At 60.5% G+C, this 17,097-nt stretch carries 18 protein-coding genes; 11 read left to right on the forward strand and 7 right to left on the reverse strand.

Annotation, left to right across the window (positions count from 1 at the left end; translation table 11 throughout):
* Positions 1-43: 43 nt before the first annotated feature.
* Positions 44-508 carry a cyanase gene (gene cynS / locus BMZ46_RS24640; protein WP_011334741.1) on the reverse strand — a complete coding sequence of 155 codons (465 nt, stop codon included), beginning with the start codon at positions 506-508 and terminating at the stop codon, positions 44-46.
* Between the two features lie 119 nt (positions 509-627).
* Here cynS and cynR point away from each other — a divergent pair, with 119 nt between their 5' ends.
* On the forward strand, positions 628-1,506 hold the full coding sequence (gene cynR, locus BMZ46_RS24645) for a transcriptional regulator CynR (RefSeq protein ID WP_074688744.1): 879 nt from the start codon (positions 628-630) through the stop codon (positions 1,504-1,506).
* 70 nt (positions 1,507-1,576) lie between these two features.
* On the opposite strand, the gene BMZ46_RS24650 is transcribed toward cynR, so the two are convergent.
* Positions 1,577-1,906 carry a hypothetical protein gene (locus BMZ46_RS24650; RefSeq protein ID WP_011334739.1) on the reverse strand — a complete coding sequence of 110 codons (330 nt, stop codon included), beginning with the start codon at positions 1,904-1,906 and terminating at the stop codon, positions 1,577-1,579.
* Between the two features lie 127 nt (positions 1,907-2,033).
* Here BMZ46_RS24650 and BMZ46_RS24655 point away from each other — a divergent pair, with 127 nt between their 5' ends.
* The gene (locus BMZ46_RS24655) at positions 2,034-2,405 is read left to right on the forward strand and encodes a hypothetical protein (protein ID WP_134333907.1); all 372 of its coding nucleotides are present in this window, start codon (positions 2,034-2,036) and stop codon (positions 2,403-2,405) included.
* 12 nt (positions 2,406-2,417) lie between these two features.
* On the opposite strand, the gene BMZ46_RS24660 is transcribed toward BMZ46_RS24655, so the two are convergent.
* Both BMZ46_RS24660 and BMZ46_RS24665 read right to left on the reverse strand, forming a co-directional pair.
* Complete coding sequence (locus BMZ46_RS24660; RefSeq protein ID WP_074688740.1) at positions 2,418-2,921, reverse strand: GNAT family N-acetyltransferase; 504 nt, start codon at positions 2,919-2,921, stop codon at positions 2,418-2,420.
* Between the two features lie 47 nt (positions 2,922-2,968).
* On the reverse strand, positions 2,969-4,912 hold the full coding sequence (locus BMZ46_RS24665) for a DNA topoisomerase III (RefSeq protein ID WP_074688738.1): 1,944 nt from the start codon (positions 4,910-4,912) through the stop codon (positions 2,969-2,971).
* A gap of 277 nt (positions 4,913-5,189) precedes the next feature.
* On the opposite strand from BMZ46_RS24665, the gene BMZ46_RS24675 reads away from it, so the two are divergent.
* Positions 5,190-6,596 carry a serralysin family metalloprotease gene (locus BMZ46_RS24675; protein WP_039767092.1) on the forward strand — a complete coding sequence of 469 codons (1,407 nt, stop codon included), beginning with the start codon at positions 5,190-5,192 and terminating at the stop codon, positions 6,594-6,596.
* 94 nt (positions 6,597-6,690) lie between these two features.
* Here the strand turns inward: BMZ46_RS24675 and BMZ46_RS24680 are convergent, their stop codons facing one another.
* A complete protein-coding gene (locus BMZ46_RS24680) occupies positions 6,691-7,905 on the reverse strand; it encodes an MFS transporter (protein ID WP_039767090.1) in 1,215 nt (404 codons plus the stop codon).
* Positions 7,906-8,076: 171 nt separating this feature from the next.
* On the opposite strand from BMZ46_RS24680, the gene BMZ46_RS24685 reads away from it, so the two are divergent.
* The gene (locus BMZ46_RS24685) at positions 8,077-8,445 is read left to right on the forward strand and encodes a DUF427 domain-containing protein (RefSeq protein WP_074688734.1); all 369 of its coding nucleotides are present in this window, start codon (positions 8,077-8,079) and stop codon (positions 8,443-8,445) included.
* 49 nt (positions 8,446-8,494) lie between these two features.
* On the opposite strand, the gene BMZ46_RS24690 is transcribed toward BMZ46_RS24685, so the two are convergent.
* Positions 8,495-10,117 (reverse strand): MFS transporter, encoded by a 1,623-nt coding sequence (locus tag BMZ46_RS24690; RefSeq protein ID WP_039767085.1) that lies wholly within the window; start codon positions 10,115-10,117, stop codon positions 8,495-8,497.
* An 81-nt stretch (positions 10,118-10,198) separates the two neighbouring features.
* The gene (locus tag BMZ46_RS24695; protein WP_074688732.1) at positions 10,199-11,848 is read right to left on the reverse strand and encodes a GMC family oxidoreductase; all 1,650 of its coding nucleotides are present in this window, start codon (positions 11,846-11,848) and stop codon (positions 10,199-10,201) included.
* Between the two features lie 133 nt (positions 11,849-11,981).
* On the opposite strand from BMZ46_RS24695, the gene BMZ46_RS24700 reads away from it, so the two are divergent.
* From BMZ46_RS24700 to BMZ46_RS24730, 7 genes are all read left to right on the forward strand, one after another.
* Positions 11,982-12,869, forward strand: a complete 888-nt coding sequence (locus BMZ46_RS24700) for a LysR family transcriptional regulator (RefSeq protein WP_039767081.1) — start codon at positions 11,982-11,984, stop codon at positions 12,867-12,869.
* Between the two features lie 98 nt (positions 12,870-12,967).
* Positions 12,968-14,230 carry an MFS transporter gene (locus tag BMZ46_RS24705; protein WP_074688728.1) on the forward strand — a complete coding sequence of 421 codons (1,263 nt, stop codon included), beginning with the start codon at positions 12,968-12,970 and terminating at the stop codon, positions 14,228-14,230.
* Positions 14,231-14,321: 91 nt separating this feature from the next.
* Positions 14,322-14,537, forward strand: a complete 216-nt coding sequence (locus tag BMZ46_RS24710; protein WP_074688726.1) for a DUF4287 domain-containing protein — start codon at positions 14,322-14,324, stop codon at positions 14,535-14,537.
* A 90-nt stretch (positions 14,538-14,627) separates the two neighbouring features.
* Positions 14,628-14,930: an ArsR/SmtB family transcription factor gene (locus tag BMZ46_RS24715; protein ID WP_007950555.1), complete on the forward strand. Its 303-nt coding sequence runs from the start codon at positions 14,628-14,630 to the stop codon at positions 14,928-14,930.
* A gap of 63 nt (positions 14,931-14,993) precedes the next feature.
* Positions 14,994-15,989, forward strand: coding sequence for a zinc-dependent alcohol dehydrogenase family protein (locus BMZ46_RS24720; protein WP_074688724.1), 996 nt, complete (start codon positions 14,994-14,996; stop codon positions 15,987-15,989).
* A complete protein-coding gene (locus BMZ46_RS24725) occupies positions 15,986-16,315 on the forward strand; it encodes an antibiotic biosynthesis monooxygenase family protein (protein WP_074688722.1) in 330 nt (109 codons plus the stop codon). Before BMZ46_RS24720 ends, BMZ46_RS24725 begins: the two co-directional genes overlap by 4 nt.
* Positions 16,316-16,732: 417 nt before the next feature.
* Positions 16,733-17,095, forward strand: a complete 363-nt coding sequence (locus tag BMZ46_RS24730; protein ID WP_074688720.1) for a DUF6124 family protein — start codon at positions 16,733-16,735, stop codon at positions 17,093-17,095.
* Positions 17,096-17,097: the final 2 nt, after the last annotated feature.

The raw sequence follows: 17,097 nt of genomic DNA on the forward strand, positions 1-17,097 counted from the left end.
CAGGTTTGGAGGGGCCCGCACGCGGTGTACGGGCCCGGAGGGATCAGAACGGACGCAGCGGAAGGAACTTGCCGTCGAGGGTGACCACAGCGCGGGAACCGCCTTCAGGGTCTTCGACTTTCTTGATGTCGAGCTTGAAGTTGATCGCGCTGATGATGCCGTCGCCGAACTGCTCGTGAACCAGTGCCTTCAGGGTGGTGCCGTAGATCTGAATCATCTCGTGGAAGCGGTAGATGGTCGGGTCGGTCGGCACACCGTCGAGGCTGCCGCGCAGCGGGATGATTTGCAGGGCGGCGACGTCTTCGGCGCTCAGCTCAAGCTTGTCGCCGACCACTTCGGCCGCGGCTTTTGGCAGTGGATGCTGGCCGAGGAGGGCGGCGGTGACGTAGGCCAGGCTCAGGCCGGTGCCGTCGGCCAGATCCTGCCACGACAGGTTTTTCTGAGCCTTGGCATCCAGGGCGCGGGTGGTCAGGGCGATGCGGCTGTCGTTGTAGGCTTGGGATTGCATGGTGCTTCTCCTTTCGGGGTTGGCTTGCTGTGTGGATTCATCTTCTGCCGATTGATCCATAGCGTCCAAGACCGATATACAATGCCAAGCATAAGCACTGCCTATAGATGGAGCGTCCCATGCTGCTGCGACATTTGCGATACCTGCTGGCCGTGGCCGATCACGGTGGTTTCACCCGGGCGGCCGAGGCGCTGCACGTGTCGCAGCCGACCCTGTCGCAACAGATCCGCCAACTGGAAGAAAGCCTCGGTGTGGATCTGTTCGACCGCACCTCGCGCTCGGTCAAACCGACTGACGCCGGCCAGGCCTATATCGAATGCGCGCGACGGGTACTGGTGGAGCTGGAGGCGGGCAAGCGCGCGTTGCATGACGTGAAGGATCTGTCCCGAGGCTCGCTGCGCCTGGCCATGACGCCGACGTTCATGGCGTACCTGGTCGGGCCGTTGGTGCGCGACTACGTGGCGCGGTATCCGGGGATTCACCTGGAGATTTTCGAGTTGTCGATGGATGACATCGAGGCCGGGCTGGCGGATGACTCGCTGGATATCGCGATTGCCTTCACGCCGGTGCGTAATCCGGACATTGATTGCATTCCGGCGTTTGTCGAGACGTTGGGGGTGATGGTCGGGCGTGAACATCCGTTGTATGCCAGTGCTTCTGTGCTGACGCCGGAGGACATCGCGCAGCTGGATTTCGCCTTGCTGGCGCCGGATTTTTTCACGCGCCTGTCGATCGATGAATACTTCCGCCAGCACGGCATCACGCCCAAGGTGCAGATCGAGGTGAATTCGGTGAGCACGTTGCTGGAAGTGATCCGGCATGCGCCGATTGCGACCATGTTGCCGGAAGCGATTGCGACCGAGGACCGGGCACTGCGCCGCTTGCGTGTCGAGAGCGAGGCGCCGCAGCGGGGAGCGGCGTTATTGCGGCGCAAGAACAACTATCACAGTGCGGCGGCAGAGGCGTTCATGAAGCTGGTGCTGGAAACTCGTTCATGAGCTTTTTTGCGAGCAATAAAAAGGGCCTGCTTCGTTTTCGAAGCAGGCCCTTTTTTATTGAAGTTTTAACTTAGCAGAACCGATCAATCACCCGAACTTCGTTGTTGTTCTGCATCGAGTCCCACGCCTGTTTCAGCGTCTGCAGAACATTACCGATGAAGTCCTTGTCGGCCGCGGCTTTCTTGCCGACATAGCCGTGGCCGCGGCGGTACATCTTCAGGCGGGCCAGCAGGTTCTGGTTGTTCCGGTCGAACTCTTCTTCACCAGCATGGGGCGACAGGCAGTCGATATGGACCTGACCCGACTTGCTGATCCACAGAATATGGCTGTCGTGGCTGTCTTTTTGCGCCGCGAACATACGAGCCAGTTCTTCGATAGTAGGTTGATTGTTCAGATTCATGATATTGCCCCTTGACCAGTCTGGTGATCTTTCAAAGTTGATTCGCTAATACAGGTAGCCCATCGGTTAGTTGATCCCTGGCACCGAAACCAGGACGTCAGCGGTCGCCCGTATGAAGTACGGGGTCATGCGTCTGTTGCATGTAGTCGTGTTGAATAACTGCTACGCAAAAGCGTCACAACGAGGAGAAGCAGCGAAAACCGGGAGGCTCCTTGACGACGTTTTCAGGGTCGACCACAAGCGTCTTGAGAATTTTCGCCAGCGCTTCTCGTCCTTGTACTGGACGTTCAGGCCAGGTCAGCTTCTTCAATCTGCCTTGTGGGCAGCGTGTATCCGGAAAAAACAGCTCGGCGGTCAGACGAGCTTGCTCAAGCGTGTTGCCAATGCTCCCGATCGGGGAGACGTCTGCATCATGCAAAAGCAAAACGATGCCGTCAACGGTTTTGTAGTGATTATTTTTGGTCACTACATATTGTCGGACAAAGTCATTCTGGAATGAAAAAAGAGGTCTTCAGACAGCGGGAGAAAGGCTGCGCAGGCAGTAGAACGTACAGGGATAGCCGTCCACGGTTTTGGTCTGGCGGGTAAAGTCGCCGCCGCTCAGCTCGGGGATGAACCGGGCCCAGAACCGCTGTGCAGGCAGGTTTGCGTCGACATGGAAAATCTGCCATCGACCGGGCAGGTGGCTCAAGAGGGCAGAGGCGACAAACTGCGCGACGCCTTGGCCACGCCAGCGCCGGCTGACGAATAAATAGCCGATGTTGTAGTCGGCGCCTTCGATGAGAAGGTGGTCATCCACGGTCACGAACCCCGCCAGTTCGCCGTCGACGTGGATCAGGAATGGCCGCGTCGCCGGCTGGCGCCAGTAATTGTCTTTCAACTGGATCGGGAAGAAACCATGCCCGCCGAGCTTCAGCGGCAGCCACTCGCTGAAGTCATAGGTGTAGAACTGCATCAGGTTTTCGAGGGTGTCCAGTTCGTCGCGTCGGGCGACGCGCAGTTCGATGACAGACATGCCGCTGCCTCCTGACCATCACTGTTGAAACAGTAGCGCGCAGCGGGCTATTTGGCCGCCGGTTTCGCCGAGCGTTTGCCGGTTCCGGTGGTTTTGCGCCGAGTGGTCTTGCGTTTGTTCTTCCATGGCGCAGCGGCCTTGCCGGCAGGTGGCGGGCCGCTGATGGTCAGGCTCAGCCCGGCGCAGCGGGTCACTTGCTTGCTCATCCACGCGGCCTGTTTGGTGACGAATACCTCCAGACTCATTTCGCCGCTCTGCACCATGTCCAGCGCCTGCTCCCAGATCCCTGTGGTGCCGGGGTCGGCAATCGCCCGCGGTACGGCGTCGATCAGGCTGAAGGCGGCGGGCGTGGCGGACAGCGCCTTGCCGTTCTTCACCAGATAACCGCGATCCAGCAACCCTTGAATGATCGAGGCGCGGGTGGCCTCGGTGCCGATGCCGGTGGTGTCCTTGAGTTTCTGCTTGAGCAGCGGATCTTCCACCAGTTTGGCGACGTTCTTCATGGCCTTGATCAGGTCGCCTTCGGTGTAGGGCTTGGGCGGTTGCGTCCACAGGTCCTTGAGCTTCACGTCCGCCACGGCGCACTCGGCGCCTTGGGTCAGTGTCGGTAGCGTCTGTGGCGCGGGGGCTTCACGCCCCCTGGCCGGGGCCAGCGCTTCGGGCAACGCGCGTTTCCAGCCCGGCTCGATGATCTGCTTGCCGACCGCGCGCAAGGTTTCCCCGGCGCAATCGAAATCGGCCTGGGTGCGGTCGTATTCGTGATTGGGCAGGAACTGCGCCAGATACCGCGCGCGAACCAGCGTGTAGACCGCGCGGTGCTTGCCGGTCAGACGCTCCAGGTTTTTCGCGGCAGCGGTCGGAATGATGCCGTGGTGGGCGCTGACCTTGGCGTCGTTCCAGGCGCGGGAGCGGCGCTGTGGCTCCAGATGCTCGCGCAGCGCTTCGAGGCTCGGGTCGGCCTGACGCAGCGCCGCAAGAATCCCTGGCGCCTCGCTGTGCTGGCTCAGGGGCAGGTAGCCGCAATCGCTGCGCGGGTAGGTGATGACTTTGTAGGTTTCGTAGAGAGCCTGGGCGATGTCGAGGGTCTCCTGGGCACCGAGGCCGAGCTTCTTCGAGCAGACTTCCTGCAAGGTGCCGAGGTCGAAGGGCAGGGGCGCCACTTCGCGCATGCGCTCGGTACGCAGTTTGACCACCCGGGCACTGGCAGCGCTGCCGATTGCGGCGGCCGCTTGCTGGGCGAGGGCCTGATTGAGGCAGCGATCCTGATCGTCACAGGCATCGCCCGGCGCCCGCCATTGCGCCGTGAACGGCGTGCCGTTGTGCAGCAGTTGCACATCGATGGCCCAATACGCGACCGGCACGAAATCGGCGATGCTGCGGTCGCGATCCACCACCAGCCGCAACGTCGGCGTCTGCACCCGGCCCACCGGCAGTACACCTTGATAGCCTGATTGCCGCCCGAGCAGGGTGAACAGGCGACTCATGTTCATCCCGATCAGCCAGTCCGCCCGGGAGCGCCCCAATGCCGAATGATACAGGCTGAAGGTTTCAGCGCCCGGTTTGAGCGCCGCCAGCGCCTTGCGAATCGAGGCTTCGTCCAGCGCCGACAGCCACAAGCGGCGGATCGGCCCGCGATAGCGGCAATGCTCCACCAGCTCCCGGGCGATCATTTCGCCCTCGCGGTCGGCGTCGGTGGCGATGATCAGTTCGCTGGCCTCGCCGAGCAGGCGCTTGACCGCCTTGTACTGGCTGGCGGTACGCGGCTTTACGGTCATTTTCCATTTGTCCGGGATGATCGGCAGGTCGGCCAGCACCCAGCGCTTGTATTTGGCGTCGTAGGCGTCCGGCGGCGCGGTTTCCAGCAAGTGGCCGATGCACCAGGTCACCGTGACGTCCGTTCCCAGCCAGCAGCCGTCGCCCCGACGCTTTGCGCCGAGCACGGCCGCAATGTCCTTGGCCTGGGAAGGTTTTTCACAGAGGTACAGCCGCATAACCACCGTCGTCGATCATTGCCCGAAGAGGCGCACAGGATGGCCTGACTCGGGCGAACGGGCAACTTTTATCTGTATGGATATACAGATAAAAAGATTGCCGGTCATGACAGCCGTCGCCAGGGTAATCCGGACGCTATCGAGAAATTGATTAGCGCCCCCGTTGGCGGCTGTGGCAGGGTCAATCTGCCTGACAGGGCGAGTGACAGGACGATCTCGCCAGAAGATCGCCGCTTTTCTGTCTGACACTGACTTTTCAGAAACAAGGACGTACACCATGTCTCAACCTTCCTCCCAGGCCAGCAGCGCCTTCACCGCCGTCGACACCTTCAGCCACCTGTACGATCGCGGCACCGGTACCGTAAACGGCAAACCGTCGTTCACCGCCGACCAGGCCGCCGACGAAATCCTGCGCAAGGGCATGTCGTGGCAGGACAAGAATGCCGACGGCAAGATTGACCTGACCTACACCTTCCTGACCGACAAACCGTCCAACTACAATCCGAAACTCGGCAACTTCAGCGAGTTCAGCGCCCAGCAAAAGGCCCAGGCCGTGCTGGCGATGCAATCGTGGTCGGACGTGGCCAACGTGACCTTCACTGAAGGCAAGGGCGGTGACGGCCACATGACTTTCGGCAACTACGACGTCAGCACTGGCGGCGCGGCGTTTGCCTACCTGCCGCAGGGCAGCAGCTACGACGGTCAGTCGTGGTACCTGATCAACGATCAGTACCAGGTCAACAAGACCCCGGACACCAACAACTACGGGCGTCAGACCCTGACCCACGAAATCGGCCACACCCTCGGCCTGTCGCACCCGGGCGCCTACAACGCCGGCAACGGCAACCCGACCTACGGTGACGCCAAGTACGCCGAAGACACCCGTGGCTACAGCCTGATGAGCTACTGGAGCGAAGCCAACACCGACCAGAACTTCAGCAAGGACGGCAGCGGCGCCTACGCCTCGGCACCGTTGATGGACGACATCGTCGCCGTGCAGAAACTCTACGGCGCCAACTTCGAAACCCGTGCCGACAACACCGTGTACGGCTTCAACTCCAACGCTGATCGCGACTTCTACAGCGCCACCGAGAACACCTCCAAAGTGGTGTTCTCGGTGTGGGATGGCGGTGGTAACGACACCCTGGATTTCTCCGGCTTCAGCCAGAACCAGAAGATCAACCTCAATGAAGGCTCGTTCTCCGATGTCGGCGGTCTGGTGGGCAACGTGTCCATCGCTCACGGCGTGACCGTGGAAAACGCCATTGGCGGTTCGGGCAATGATTTGCTGATCGGCAACGCGGCGGCCAACGACCTGATCGGTGGCGCCGGTAACGACATCATTTACGGCGGTGGCGGCGGTGATTCGCTGTGGGGCGGTGAGGGCGCGGACACCTTCGTGTTCGGCGCGGTCAGTGACTCGACCTTGACCGCGCCGGACTGGATCATGGATTTCACCAGTGGCCTGGACAAGATCGACCTGTCGGGCATCGCCGGGTTCGCCACCGGCGCAGCCACGCTGAACTTCGTCAGCGGCTTCACCGGCCACGCGGGCGATGCGATCCTCACTTACTTCGAACAGACCAACCAGACCAGCCTGATGATCGACCTGACAGGCCAGGGTTCGGTGGACTTCGCCGTGGGTGTGGTGGGGCAGGCCGTGGCGACCGATATCGTCGCCTGATCTGAAAACGGAAAATCTGAAACGAAAAAACCGCAGTCCTTCGCAGGCTGCGGTTTTTTTGTTTTCGGACATCGCTCTACGACATTGAAATCGGTTACTGCTCGGTTTCGAGGATCGAAGCGGCGGATGTATTACGTACTCTGGCAAACCACCAGAGAGCCGCAACGCCCAGCAGCGTCGCCAGCACAGCCAGGATCAGGATCACACGTTGTGCCCCCAAAGGCGCGGCGAGCAGCGCAACAAGCAGTCCCGCGAGCGGTTGTGACAAGTTGTTGAGCAGGGTGATCACGCCCACGGTCTTGCCGAAGTCCTGAGGGGGAATGACTCGCTGGCGAATGCTGCGCATATAAACGTTGAACATCTTGTCGAAGCCGACGATCAACAGGAAACCCAGCACATAACCCGCCAGGTTCGGGCTCAGGGCGCTGATGAAGGCGCCGGCGGCGAGCATCGAATAGGCAACGCCACCCAATACGCGCAACGGCAATACCACCCGGGCGAGGAAAAACAGAATCACGATGGTGGTCACCGCGCCAGCCGCTTGCAGCACGGCGTAGTCGTCCTTGCCGGCGCTGTATTGACCGAGCACCATGGCCGCCGAAGTGGCCAGGGTGACCCCGACAATCAGGTTGACCCCGATCGCCAGGGTGATGATCTTTTTCAGCTCCGCCAGTTCGCGGATATGCCTGAACGCGATGCGCAGAGGCTGCAGCCAGATGTCCTGATGCTGCTCAAACACCTCGAGGGTGATACGACTGAAACGTTGCCACACCAGCATGCTCAGGTCGGCCAGCAGGAACAGCCCGGCCACCCACAGCACCACCCAGTGCCAGGCCGAAACCTCCAGCAGCAATGCCGCCACCAAGGGTCCCAGAACCAGTCCGGTCTGGTCGGCTATCTGCGAGTAGGAAAGGGTTTTGGTGTAGCTGTAGTGCTGGAAAATATGCGGCATCAGCACTTCGCGGGCCATGATGCCCTGAGTAGTCAGCACGCCGCACAGCGCAGACAGCACCACAAGCCACGCGATACCGCCGAAGACTGCATAAAGCCCAACCGCCAACACGCAGAGCAGCGCCCGGTAGACCTGACTGATGTGCAGAATCCTGATGGGCGAGAACTTGTCGCACAGGGCCCCACACAGTGGAAACGCGAGAAAACGCGGCAGCGACTCGACGAAAAATGCGAGCCCCGCCCAGGACGCGCTGTTGGTGGTCTGGAACACCACCAGCGGCACGATGAACAACAGGATCTGATCCGCCAGCCGTGACAGGAACAGCGAGATGAAAAAAGCCAGGTAATCCTTGCGCATGATGACTCCTGTCGGTGGGCGTTTTGGGCGTGATATGAAACCAGAATCCGCCGCCTCCGCAAGCGGCGGTCATATCTGATCGGAGAAAAACCGTTCGGCTGCGAATCCGACGAGATTCCCCCGCATGGGTTATACCTGAACCGGTGCCTTCGCCGCCGTCAGGAGAAACCGATGAAAACGTCCGGTCCCAGTCCCGTCATCACCGTCGCCGAGCAGCCTGGCTGCCTGCTTGTAAAATTCCACGGCATACAGGTCGCCGCCTCGGCCCGAGCCCTGGTGCTGCTCGAAGCCAATTACCCGCCCGTCTACTACATCCCGCGCGAAGATATCGACGAAAAATACTTCGCCCGCACCGACCACACCACCTACTGCCCGTACAAGGGCGATGCCAACTATTTCAGTCTGCAAGTGCCGGGGCATGAAGGGGCGAATGCGGTGTGGACGTACGAAAATCCGAAGATTTCGGTCAGCCAGATCAAGGATTACGTGGCGTTTTATCCCGATCAGGTGAAGTTTGAGTTGCTGGACGCGGAGGTCTGAGATCCAGCAGGGTGGCGAGGGCATTGCGCCCCCGCCACACGAATATCAATCAGTTCTTGTCCAGATCGATATTCTTCGTCTCACGCAGACAGATCATCCCCACCACCAGGCTCACTCCGGTAATCAGCACCGGGTACCACAGCCCGTAAAAAATATCCCCGGTGTACACCACCAGCGCAAACGACACGGTTGGCAGGAATCCGCCGAACCAGCCGTTGCCGATGTGATACGGCAGGGACATCGAGGTGTAGCGGATGCGGGTCGGGAACAGTTCGACCATCAGCGCGGCGAGCGGACCGTAGCACATGGCCGAGATGATGATCAGGCCGACGATCAGGGCCACGATCATCGGTTTGTTGATTTGCTGCATGTCGGCCTGTTGCGGGTAGCCGGCCAGAGTGATGGCGCCTCGCAGGGCGGCTTCGTCGAAGCCGTCGAGTTTCACATCGCCGACGCTCACTTGCACCGTGCTGCCCGCCGGCGCGGCGACGCTGGAGTAGGGTAGGCCTTGTTTGACCAGGAAGGTTTTGACCTTGTCGCACGGGCTGTCGAATTTGGCCTTGCCCACCGGATCGAACTGGAAGGTGCAGGTCGCCGGATCCGCCACCACGGTGATTGGTGCCTGTCGGCTGGCGTGGTCGATGGCCGGGTTGGCGTAGTGGGCCAGGGATTTGAAGATCGGGAAGTACAGCGCGGTGGCCAGCAGCAAGCCAAGCATCAGCACCGGTTTGCGCCCGACCTTGTCCGACAGCCAGCCGAAAATGATGAAGAACGGCGCGCCGATCACCACGCTGATGATCAGCAGACTGTTGGCCACCGCGGGGTCCATTTTCAGGAACTGGGTGAGGAAGAACAGCACGTAGAACTGCGCGGCGTAGAAGGTCACCGCTTGCCCGGCGTTGATACTGAACAGGGCGATCAGCACGACCTTGAGGTTTTCCCATTTGCCGAAGGATTCGCGGATCGGCGCCTTGCTGGCCTTGCCTTCCTCTTTCATTTTCAGATAGGCCGGCGATTCGTGCAGGCTCAGGCGAATCCAGGTGGAAATGCCCAGCAGCACGATCGACAGCAGGAACGGAATACGCCAGCCCCAGACTTCGAATTGATCGCCGGTGAAGTAGCGGCAACCGAGCACCACCAGCAGCGACAGCAGGAGACCAAGGGTCGCGGTGGATTGAATCCAGCTGGTGTGGAACCCGCGCTTGCCGATCGGCGCGTGTTCGGCCACGTAAGTCGCGGCGCCGCCGTATTCGCCGCCGAGGGCAAGGCCCTGAAGCATGCGCAGTATCACCAGAATGATCGGTGCGGCGATGCCGATGCTGGCGTAGGTCGGCAGCAGGCCCACGGCGAACGTCGCCACGCCCATCAGGATGATGGTTGCGAGGAAGGTGTATTTGCGCCCGATCATGTCCCCCAACCGACCAAACACCAGCGCCCCGAACGGCCGCACGATGAAGCCTGCGGCAAACGCCATGAGCGCGAAGATGAACGCCGTGGTGTCGTTGACCCCGGCGAAAAACTGCTTGCTGATGACCGCCGCCAGGGCGCCGTAGAGGAAGAAGTCATACCACTCGAACACCGTCCCCAGGGACGAGGCGAAGATGACCTTTCGGGTATCGGGGCTGGCGTCCGCGCTGCGCACGGCGTCCAGAGGCTGAACGTGTTCTGACATATCGGTATCCCTCACAGTGATTGTTTTTGTTGTTTCCACTGTCGGCGCCGACCTTGTGGGCGTGCGCCGCTGTTCCTTTGGTCAAGAGAGTGCGGTCAGTGCTTTTTCTTCGGCGGGAAAACTCCGGGCGGTTGGGGTGAGAATCAGCTGTGCCGCTTTTTCAGCAATCATCAGCGTAGGCGAACAGGTGTTGCCCGAGGTAATGCGCGGCATGATCGACGCATCGGCAATCCGCAGCCCCGGTACGCCGTGCACGCGCAATTGCGCATCGACCACCGCTTCCGCGTCGTTACCCATGCGACAAGTGCCGACCGGGTGGAAAATCGTCGTGCCGATCTTCGCCGCCGCTTCGTGCAGTTGTTCTTCGGTTTGCAGGCTGGCGCCGGGCAGGTATTCCACCGGATTGAAGGCTTGCAGGGCGGGGGCGCTGACGATGCGCCGGGTCAGGCGAATCGCGTCGGCGGCCACGCGCAGGTCTTCGGGATGGCTGAGGTAGTTGGGCTGGATCAGCGGCGCGGTTTGCGGATCGGCGGCGCGGATTTCGATTCGGCCCCGGCTCTGCGGCCGCAAATCACACACCGACGCGGTGAATGCGGGGAAGCTGTGCAGCGGCTCGCCAAAACGCTCCAGCGACAGCGGCTGCACGTGATATTCGAGGTTGGCCGAAGTCTGTTCCGGCCCGGAGCGGGCAAATGCGCCCAGCTGACTCGGCGCCATCGACAACGGCCCGCTGCGGTCGTACAGGTAACGCAGGCCCATGCCCATCTTGCCCCACACGCTGCCGGCGATCTGGTTGAGGGTGCGGGCGTTTTCCAGTTGGTAGATAAGCCGCAGTTGCAGGTGATCCTGCAGGTTGCCGCCGACGCCCGGCAGTTCATGCACCACACCGATGCCGAGCTTTTCCAGCAGCGGGCGCGGCCCGATTCCGGAGCGTTGCAGAATGCTCGGCGAGCCCACGGAGCCGGCGCACAACACGATCTCCTTGCGCGCCTTGAAGCTCTTTTGTTGACCCTGCCAACGGGCACTGACTTTCGAGGCGCGACCGTCCTCGAACAACACTCGATCCACTTCGACTTCGGTCAATACCGTGAGATTGGCCCGATCGCGAATCGGCTTCAGAAACGCCTTCGCCGCATTCCAGCGCACCCCGGCTTTCTGATTTACCTGAAAGTAGCCGCAACCCTCGTTGTCGCCCTGGTTGAAGTCATCGATGCTGGCGATGCCGCTCTGTTCGGCAGCGCTGCGGAATGCATCGAGAATCGGCCACGACAGGCGCTGGCGTTCAACGCGCCATTCACCCTTGTCGCCATGAAAGTCCGCCGCGCCGGCAAAGTGGTTTTCGCTCTGTTTGAACAGCGGCAGCACGTCATTCCAGGCCCAGCCCGGATTGCCCTCGGCAGCCCAGCCGTCGTAGTCGTTGGCCTGGCCGCGCATGTAGATCATGCCGTTGATCGACGAACAGCCGCCCAGCACCTTGCCGCGCGGATAACTCAGCGCGCGGCCGTTGAGGCCCGGTTGTTCTTCGGTCTTGAAGCACCAGTCGGTGCGCGGGTTGCCGATGCAGAACAGGTAACCCACGGGGATGTGAATCCACGGATAGTTGTCGCGCCCGCCAGCCTCCAGCAACAGCACGCGCTGCTGTGGATCGGCCGACAGCCGATTGGCCAGCAAACACCCGGCCGGCCCGGCGCCGACCACGATGTAATCGAATTCATCAAGGGACGTCTGCATTCCCTGACCTCGCTTATTGTTTTTGTTGTCGGTCATCCTAGTTGTTAGCTTTCGTCAAAAGAATGTTAGTTTTTGCGCAGCCGCTGTGCGTTTTCAAACAGCGCTCCCTGACGATAGCCGACAAGGACAAGCCATGTTCGACTGGAACGATCTGCGGTTCTTTCTTGAGTTGCAGCGCAGCGGCCGACTGCTCACCGCCGCCCGTCGCCTGAACACCACGCACGCCACCGTCGCCCGGCATATCGAGGCCATCGAAAAAAGCCTCGGCACCGCGTTGTTCGTCCAGCATGCCCAGGGCTACGAAATGACTCCGGCGGGGGAGGCGCTGCTCAAGCATGCCGAAGCCATGGAGAACGTCGCTCTGCTGGCTCAGGAGGAAATCACTCAATCCACCGCACCGTTGGGCAAGATTCGCGTTGGCGTGACGGAGGGGCTGGGCATCATGTTTTTGGCCAGCCGCATGATCGGGTTGTTCGAACGCTATCCTGGGCTGGAAGTGGAACTGGTGGCGGTGCCGCGCTTCGTCAGCATCCTCAACCGCGAGGCGGAAATCAGCATTCACCTGGAGCGGCCGGCGGCAGACATGCTGGTCACCCGTAAACTCACCGATTACCGGCTTGCGCTCTATGCCAGCCGCGCCTACCTGGACAACGCGCCGCCATTGCGCAGCCGCGAGGATCTTGGCCGGCATGCGTGGATCGGCTATGTCGATGATCTGCTGTTCAGTCAGGAGCTGATGTTTCTCAACAGCTTCTGCCGCAACCCACGGGTGGTATTTCACAGCACCAGCGTGATCGCCCAGCAGCAGGCGGCGCGCTCAGGTCTCGGCATTGCCGTTCTTCCTTGTTACATGGCGGCGTCGGATCCGGATCTGGTGGCGCTTTTACCGGATGAGAGCATCGAGCGCAGTTACTGGATCAGCACGCGGCGCGAGTTGCACAAGTCGGTACGGTTGCGGGTGGTTTGGGATTACGTGGTGGGGCTTTGCGAAGGCGAGCGCGAGTTGTTGATGGGCCAGTAAAGACGGCTGTTTCATGCAACTAAAACGCCCGGCGAAAGGTCATTCGATTTGCGGAGGTTGAGTCATTTCGCAGAACCTCGACAACGAAGACGTTTCCCGTGGCCACTCACCTCGATCGCCGCAATAACCTGTCCCTCGACAGTCTGAATTTCTTTCTCGCCGACGTGCGTGACGGGCTCGGTCCTTATCTCGCGATTTACCTGCTGGCGGTTCACCACTGGGAGCCGGCGAGCATTGGTCTGGTGATGTCTATTGCCGGGATCGCCGCGCTCATCACCCAGACCCCGGCAGGCGCGCTGGTCGACAGCACACGCTTCAAACGGGCGCTGATAGCGATTGCCGCGCTGGTGGTCACCGGAAGCTGCCTGTTGCTGCCGTTCGTGACATCGTTCAGCTTGGTGGCGCTGACGCAGGCCATCAGCGCTGCTGCCGCTTCGATTTTCGCGCCGGCCATTTGCGCGATCACCCTCGGGATTACCGGGCCTCGTGCCTTCACGCGAAGAACCGGGCGCAACGAAACCTTCAACCACGCCGGCAACGCCTGCGCCGCGTTGTTGGCCGGTTTGTCCGCGTACCTGTTTGGTCCGGTTGCGGTGTTTTATTTGATGGCGGTCATGGCGCTGGCCAGTGTGATTGCTGTCTCGTTCGTATCGGCCGACGCCATTGACCACGATCTCGCCCGAGGTCTTTCCCCCAGCGAAGCGGGGCAGGGCAAGCAGCCTTCGGGCTTTTCCTTGTTGCTCACCAACCGCCCGCTGCTGATGTTTGCGATTTGCTGCGCGCTGTTTCATCTGGCGAACGCGGCGATGTTGCCGCTGGTGAGCCAGAAGCTGGCGCAGGCCAATCTGCAGATGGCCACACCGCTCACGTCCGCCTGCATCGTCGCGGCACAACTGGTGATGGTGCCGGTCGCGCTGCTGGTGGGGGCGAAGGCCGATCTGTGGGGGCGCAAGCCATTGCTGCTGGCGGGGTTTCTAATTTTGCCGTTGCGCGGTGTGCTGTATGTGCTGTCGAACGATCCGTGGTGGCTGGTTTCGGTGCAGTTGCTCGATGGCATCGGCGCGGGGATTTTCGGCGCGCTGTTTCCGGTGGTGGTGAAAGACCTGACGCTGGGGACCGGGCATTTCAATGTCAGCCTCGGGGCGATTTCAACGGTGTTCGGTCTGGGTGCGGCGTTGAGCAACAGCCTGGCTGGGATTGTGGTTCAGGAGGCGGGGTACAGCGCTGCGTTCCTGACCTTGGCGGGGGTGGCGATGGCGGCGCTGGTGCTGCTTTGGGTGGCGGTGCCGGAGACGGTGTCGCGCTCTGGTGTTGAATCAACCGGGTTGCAAAAAAGTGTGCCGCCGATGGTCGTTCCCTGACGTATCAGCCTGCTTGTACTGGACTGCGTAAACGTCATGGCCTTCAATCTTTGAGGTCATGACATTCCATCGCAAACAGGGAGCTTGCAGCATGAGCGAAGACGCAAAAGTAAAAGGCCCGGCATCCTACTTTCCTTCAATCGAAAAGAAGTACGGCCAACCCATCGACCACTGGCTGAATCTGCTCGCCAGCATCACCGACAAAAAACACATGGAACTGGTCACATGGCTCAAGACCGAACACGGCATGGGTCACGGGCATGCGAACGCATTGGTTGCTCATCATCTGGCTAGCGGCACGAAGTGAGGACATCTTCACGATGATCCGGCCAGCGGTTCGTTTTCCGCTGGTCAATCAGCGTATTGACATATCGAATAATCTCGATATTCTCGCGGCATGGACCTGATCGAAGTATTCAAAGCACTCTCAAACCCGGTACGGCTTGAAATCCTGAAAGGCTTGAAGGACCCCGTAAAGAACTTCCCCCCGCAGGACGAGGGCGACGTTCACACGGTGGGCGTGTGTGTGAGCAGTATTCAAGAGGGAATCGGACTCTCGCAGTCAACGGTGTCCGGTTATCTTGCAACGCTGCAGCGCGTGGGCCTGGTTGAAGTCAGGCGCATCGGTCAGTGGACCTACTACAAGCGCAATGAAGCCAACATCAGCGCCTTGGCCGAGGTCATAGGGAAAGAGCTGTAAAAAAATTTACCGCATGATATCGAGATATCTCGATATCCCTTATTGTCGATACGAGGATTCACCATGAAAGCGATGCTGCTTGAATCATTTGGCAACCCTGAATCGTTCGAACTCTGCGACGTACCCAAACCCGTGCCGGAAGCGGGGCAAGTGCTGGTCCGGGTACACGCGACCTCGATCAACCCATTGGATTATCAAGTCCGACGCGGCGACTATCAGGATCTGGTGCAACTGCCGGCCATCACCGGACATGACGTCTCCGGCGTAGTCGAAGCGGTTGGCCCCGGCGTGACGGCTTTCGCACCGGGCGACGAAGTCTGGTACACGCCGCAAATCTTCGACGGCCCCGGCAGTTATGCCGAGTACCACGTGGCGTCCGCCAGCATCATCGGCAAAAAACCTTCCTCGCTGAGCCACCTCGAAGCTGCCAGCTTGAGCCTGGTCGGCGGGACGGCGTGGGAAGCCCTGGTCGTGCGGGCAGCGCTCAGAGTGGGGGAGAGCATTCTGATCCACGGCGGCGCGGGAGGCGTCGGACACGTCGCCATCCAGCTCGCTAAAGCGATGGGCGCCAAAGTGTTCACCACCGCGCGTGAAGCAAACGCCGAGTTCGTCCGTCGCATGGGCGCCGATGTGATCATCGACTACGAAAAGGAAGACTACGTCGACGCCATCCTGCGAGAAACCAATGGCCTCGGAGTGGACGTGGTGTTCGACACCATCGGCGGCGACACCCTCTCTCGCAGCCCCGACGCCCTCGCGCAACTTGGCCGCGTGGTTTCGATTGTCGACATCGCCCAGCCACAAAACCTGGTTCAGGCCTGGGGCAAGAACGCTAGCTATCACTTCGTGTTCACCCGCCAGAACCGCGGCAAGCTCGATGAATTGAGTGCCCTGGTGGAACACGGTCAACTGCGGCCACATGTTGGCGCGGTGTATTCGCTTGCGGAGATTGCGCTGGCCCATGCTCGGTTGGAAAGTCCCAATAACGGTCTTCAAGGGAAGATTGCGATTGCGGTCGTGCCGGCGCTTCGTTCGGGTTCTGTGGAGGATGCATCATGATTTATGAGATCGCTTTGCTGCCTGTTCATGCAGAACGCGTTGATGAGTTCAGAGGTGCATTTGCCGAGGTTGCGCCTTTGCTCCGCCGTGCGAATGGGTATGGCGGGCACATGCTTGCGCAGGGGATTGAAACGCCGGAGCGGCTCAATTTGATCGTGCGGTGGGAGTCGCTTGAGGCTCACACGCAGTTTGAAGCAGGGGAAGACCACAGGGTCTTTATGCTGGGATTGGAGGGGTATTTTTCGGAGGAGCCGCAGGTTTATCACATTGAAGGGGCGGCTTTTACTGCTGGCGAAGGTGATGGGGCTTTTTGGCCAGGAAACTGAAATGTGCTTTTGTGACGAGGGGGCCGGCCTGGGTGACAGTCCGGCTTCTGCCCGGAGTTAAACGCGGTGCGCATTGGTTGTTTAAATCAGTCCTGCAGCCACGCCCGGATGCCCACAGCGCCTTGCGCCGTCCCCTACACCTAAGACAGAATCCGCCGGCTTGTGCGTCTGGACCTCCGACCGTAACTTGATTCCCGTCACTGCCCATCAGTGATCGGGTCTGCAAGCCCGCCGGAAAACCAGTCGCACAGCCTGCCAAAAGGACGCTTGTTTGCGTCCGCTCAATGGCGGCTTTGTGCGGGAGACCCTCGGGTCTGCCGGGTGCCTGGTTTCCCGGTCTTGCAGACCCGCACATGGCTGCCACCCATCATCTGCAAGTGATGCTGGTAGCTCCTATTGAAAATCAGGAGTTTCACCATGATCAAACCAACACCGAATCCCCCGGAAACCGATCCGGTTTCACCCTACAAATTCCCCGACTCCCGAACCCTCAACGAAGCCGCCGAACGCGCGCTCGATCATTACCTCACTCCGCAACAACGGGTCATGGGGAGTCATCACAAACACGATCCGATGTACCTGGCCAATCCGGCGTATGACACCGAATCACTGCTCGCCAATGCCAGCGAATCCCTAGGCTCGGCCAGCGAAATGCTGAACAACTTTGCGGCCACGCTGGAGCCCGCTCACCGTAAGACCGCGATAGGGATTGCGCAGATTGTGATGCTCGGAGAATTGGCGGTGAATCAGGCGTTGGATAACGTCGAACTGAAGACTTAAGG

Origin of the sequence: Pseudomonas sp. NFIX49 (genome assembly GCF_900115915.1) — a bacterium.
GTDB classification, from domain to species: Bacteria; Pseudomonadota; Gammaproteobacteria; order Pseudomonadales; family Pseudomonadaceae; genus Aquipseudomonas; species Aquipseudomonas pharyngis.

Excerpts from the sequence above, each read along its gene's own strand:
- cynS (WP_011334741.1), bottom strand. The coding sequence starts at position 508 with ATGCAATCCCAAGCCTACAACGACAGCCGCATCGCCCTGACCACCCGC.
- cynR (WP_074688744.1), top strand. The coding sequence starts at position 628 with ATGCTGCTGCGACATTTGCGATACCTGCTGGCCGTGGCCGATCACGGT.
- BMZ46_RS24650 (WP_011334739.1), bottom strand. The coding sequence starts at position 1,906 with ATGAATCTGAACAATCAACCTACTATCGAAGAACTGGCTCGTATGTTC.
- BMZ46_RS24655 (WP_134333907.1), top strand. The coding sequence starts at position 2,034 with ATGCGTCTGTTGCATGTAGTCGTGTTGAATAACTGCTACGCAAAAGCG.
- BMZ46_RS24660 (WP_074688740.1), bottom strand. The coding sequence starts at position 2,921 with ATGTCTGTCATCGAACTGCGCGTCGCCCGACGCGACGAACTGGACACC.
- BMZ46_RS24665 (WP_074688738.1), bottom strand. The coding sequence starts at position 4,912 with ATGCGGCTGTACCTCTGTGAAAAACCTTCCCAGGCCAAGGACATTGCG.
- BMZ46_RS24675 (WP_039767092.1), top strand. The coding sequence starts at position 5,190 with ATGTCTCAACCTTCCTCCCAGGCCAGCAGCGCCTTCACCGCCGTCGAC.
- BMZ46_RS24680 (WP_039767090.1), bottom strand. The coding sequence starts at position 7,905 with ATGCGCAAGGATTACCTGGCTTTTTTCATCTCGCTGTTCCTGTCACGG.
- BMZ46_RS24685 (WP_074688734.1), top strand. The coding sequence starts at position 8,077 with ATGAAAACGTCCGGTCCCAGTCCCGTCATCACCGTCGCCGAGCAGCCT.
- BMZ46_RS24690 (WP_039767085.1), bottom strand. The coding sequence starts at position 10,117 with ATGTCAGAACACGTTCAGCCTCTGGACGCCGTGCGCAGCGCGGACGCC.
- BMZ46_RS24695 (WP_074688732.1), bottom strand. The coding sequence starts at position 11,848 with ATGCAGACGTCCCTTGATGAATTCGATTACATCGTGGTCGGCGCCGGG.
- BMZ46_RS24700 (WP_039767081.1), top strand. The coding sequence starts at position 11,982 with ATGTTCGACTGGAACGATCTGCGGTTCTTTCTTGAGTTGCAGCGCAGC.
- BMZ46_RS24710 (WP_074688726.1), top strand. The coding sequence starts at position 14,322 with ATGAGCGAAGACGCAAAAGTAAAAGGCCCGGCATCCTACTTTCCTTCA.
- BMZ46_RS24715 (WP_007950555.1), top strand. The coding sequence starts at position 14,628 with ATGGACCTGATCGAAGTATTCAAAGCACTCTCAAACCCGGTACGGCTT.
- BMZ46_RS24720 (WP_074688724.1), top strand. The coding sequence starts at position 14,994 with ATGAAAGCGATGCTGCTTGAATCATTTGGCAACCCTGAATCGTTCGAA.
- BMZ46_RS24725 (WP_074688722.1), top strand. The coding sequence starts at position 15,986 with ATGATTTATGAGATCGCTTTGCTGCCTGTTCATGCAGAACGCGTTGAT.
- BMZ46_RS24730 (WP_074688720.1), top strand. The coding sequence starts at position 16,733 with ATGATCAAACCAACACCGAATCCCCCGGAAACCGATCCGGTTTCACCC.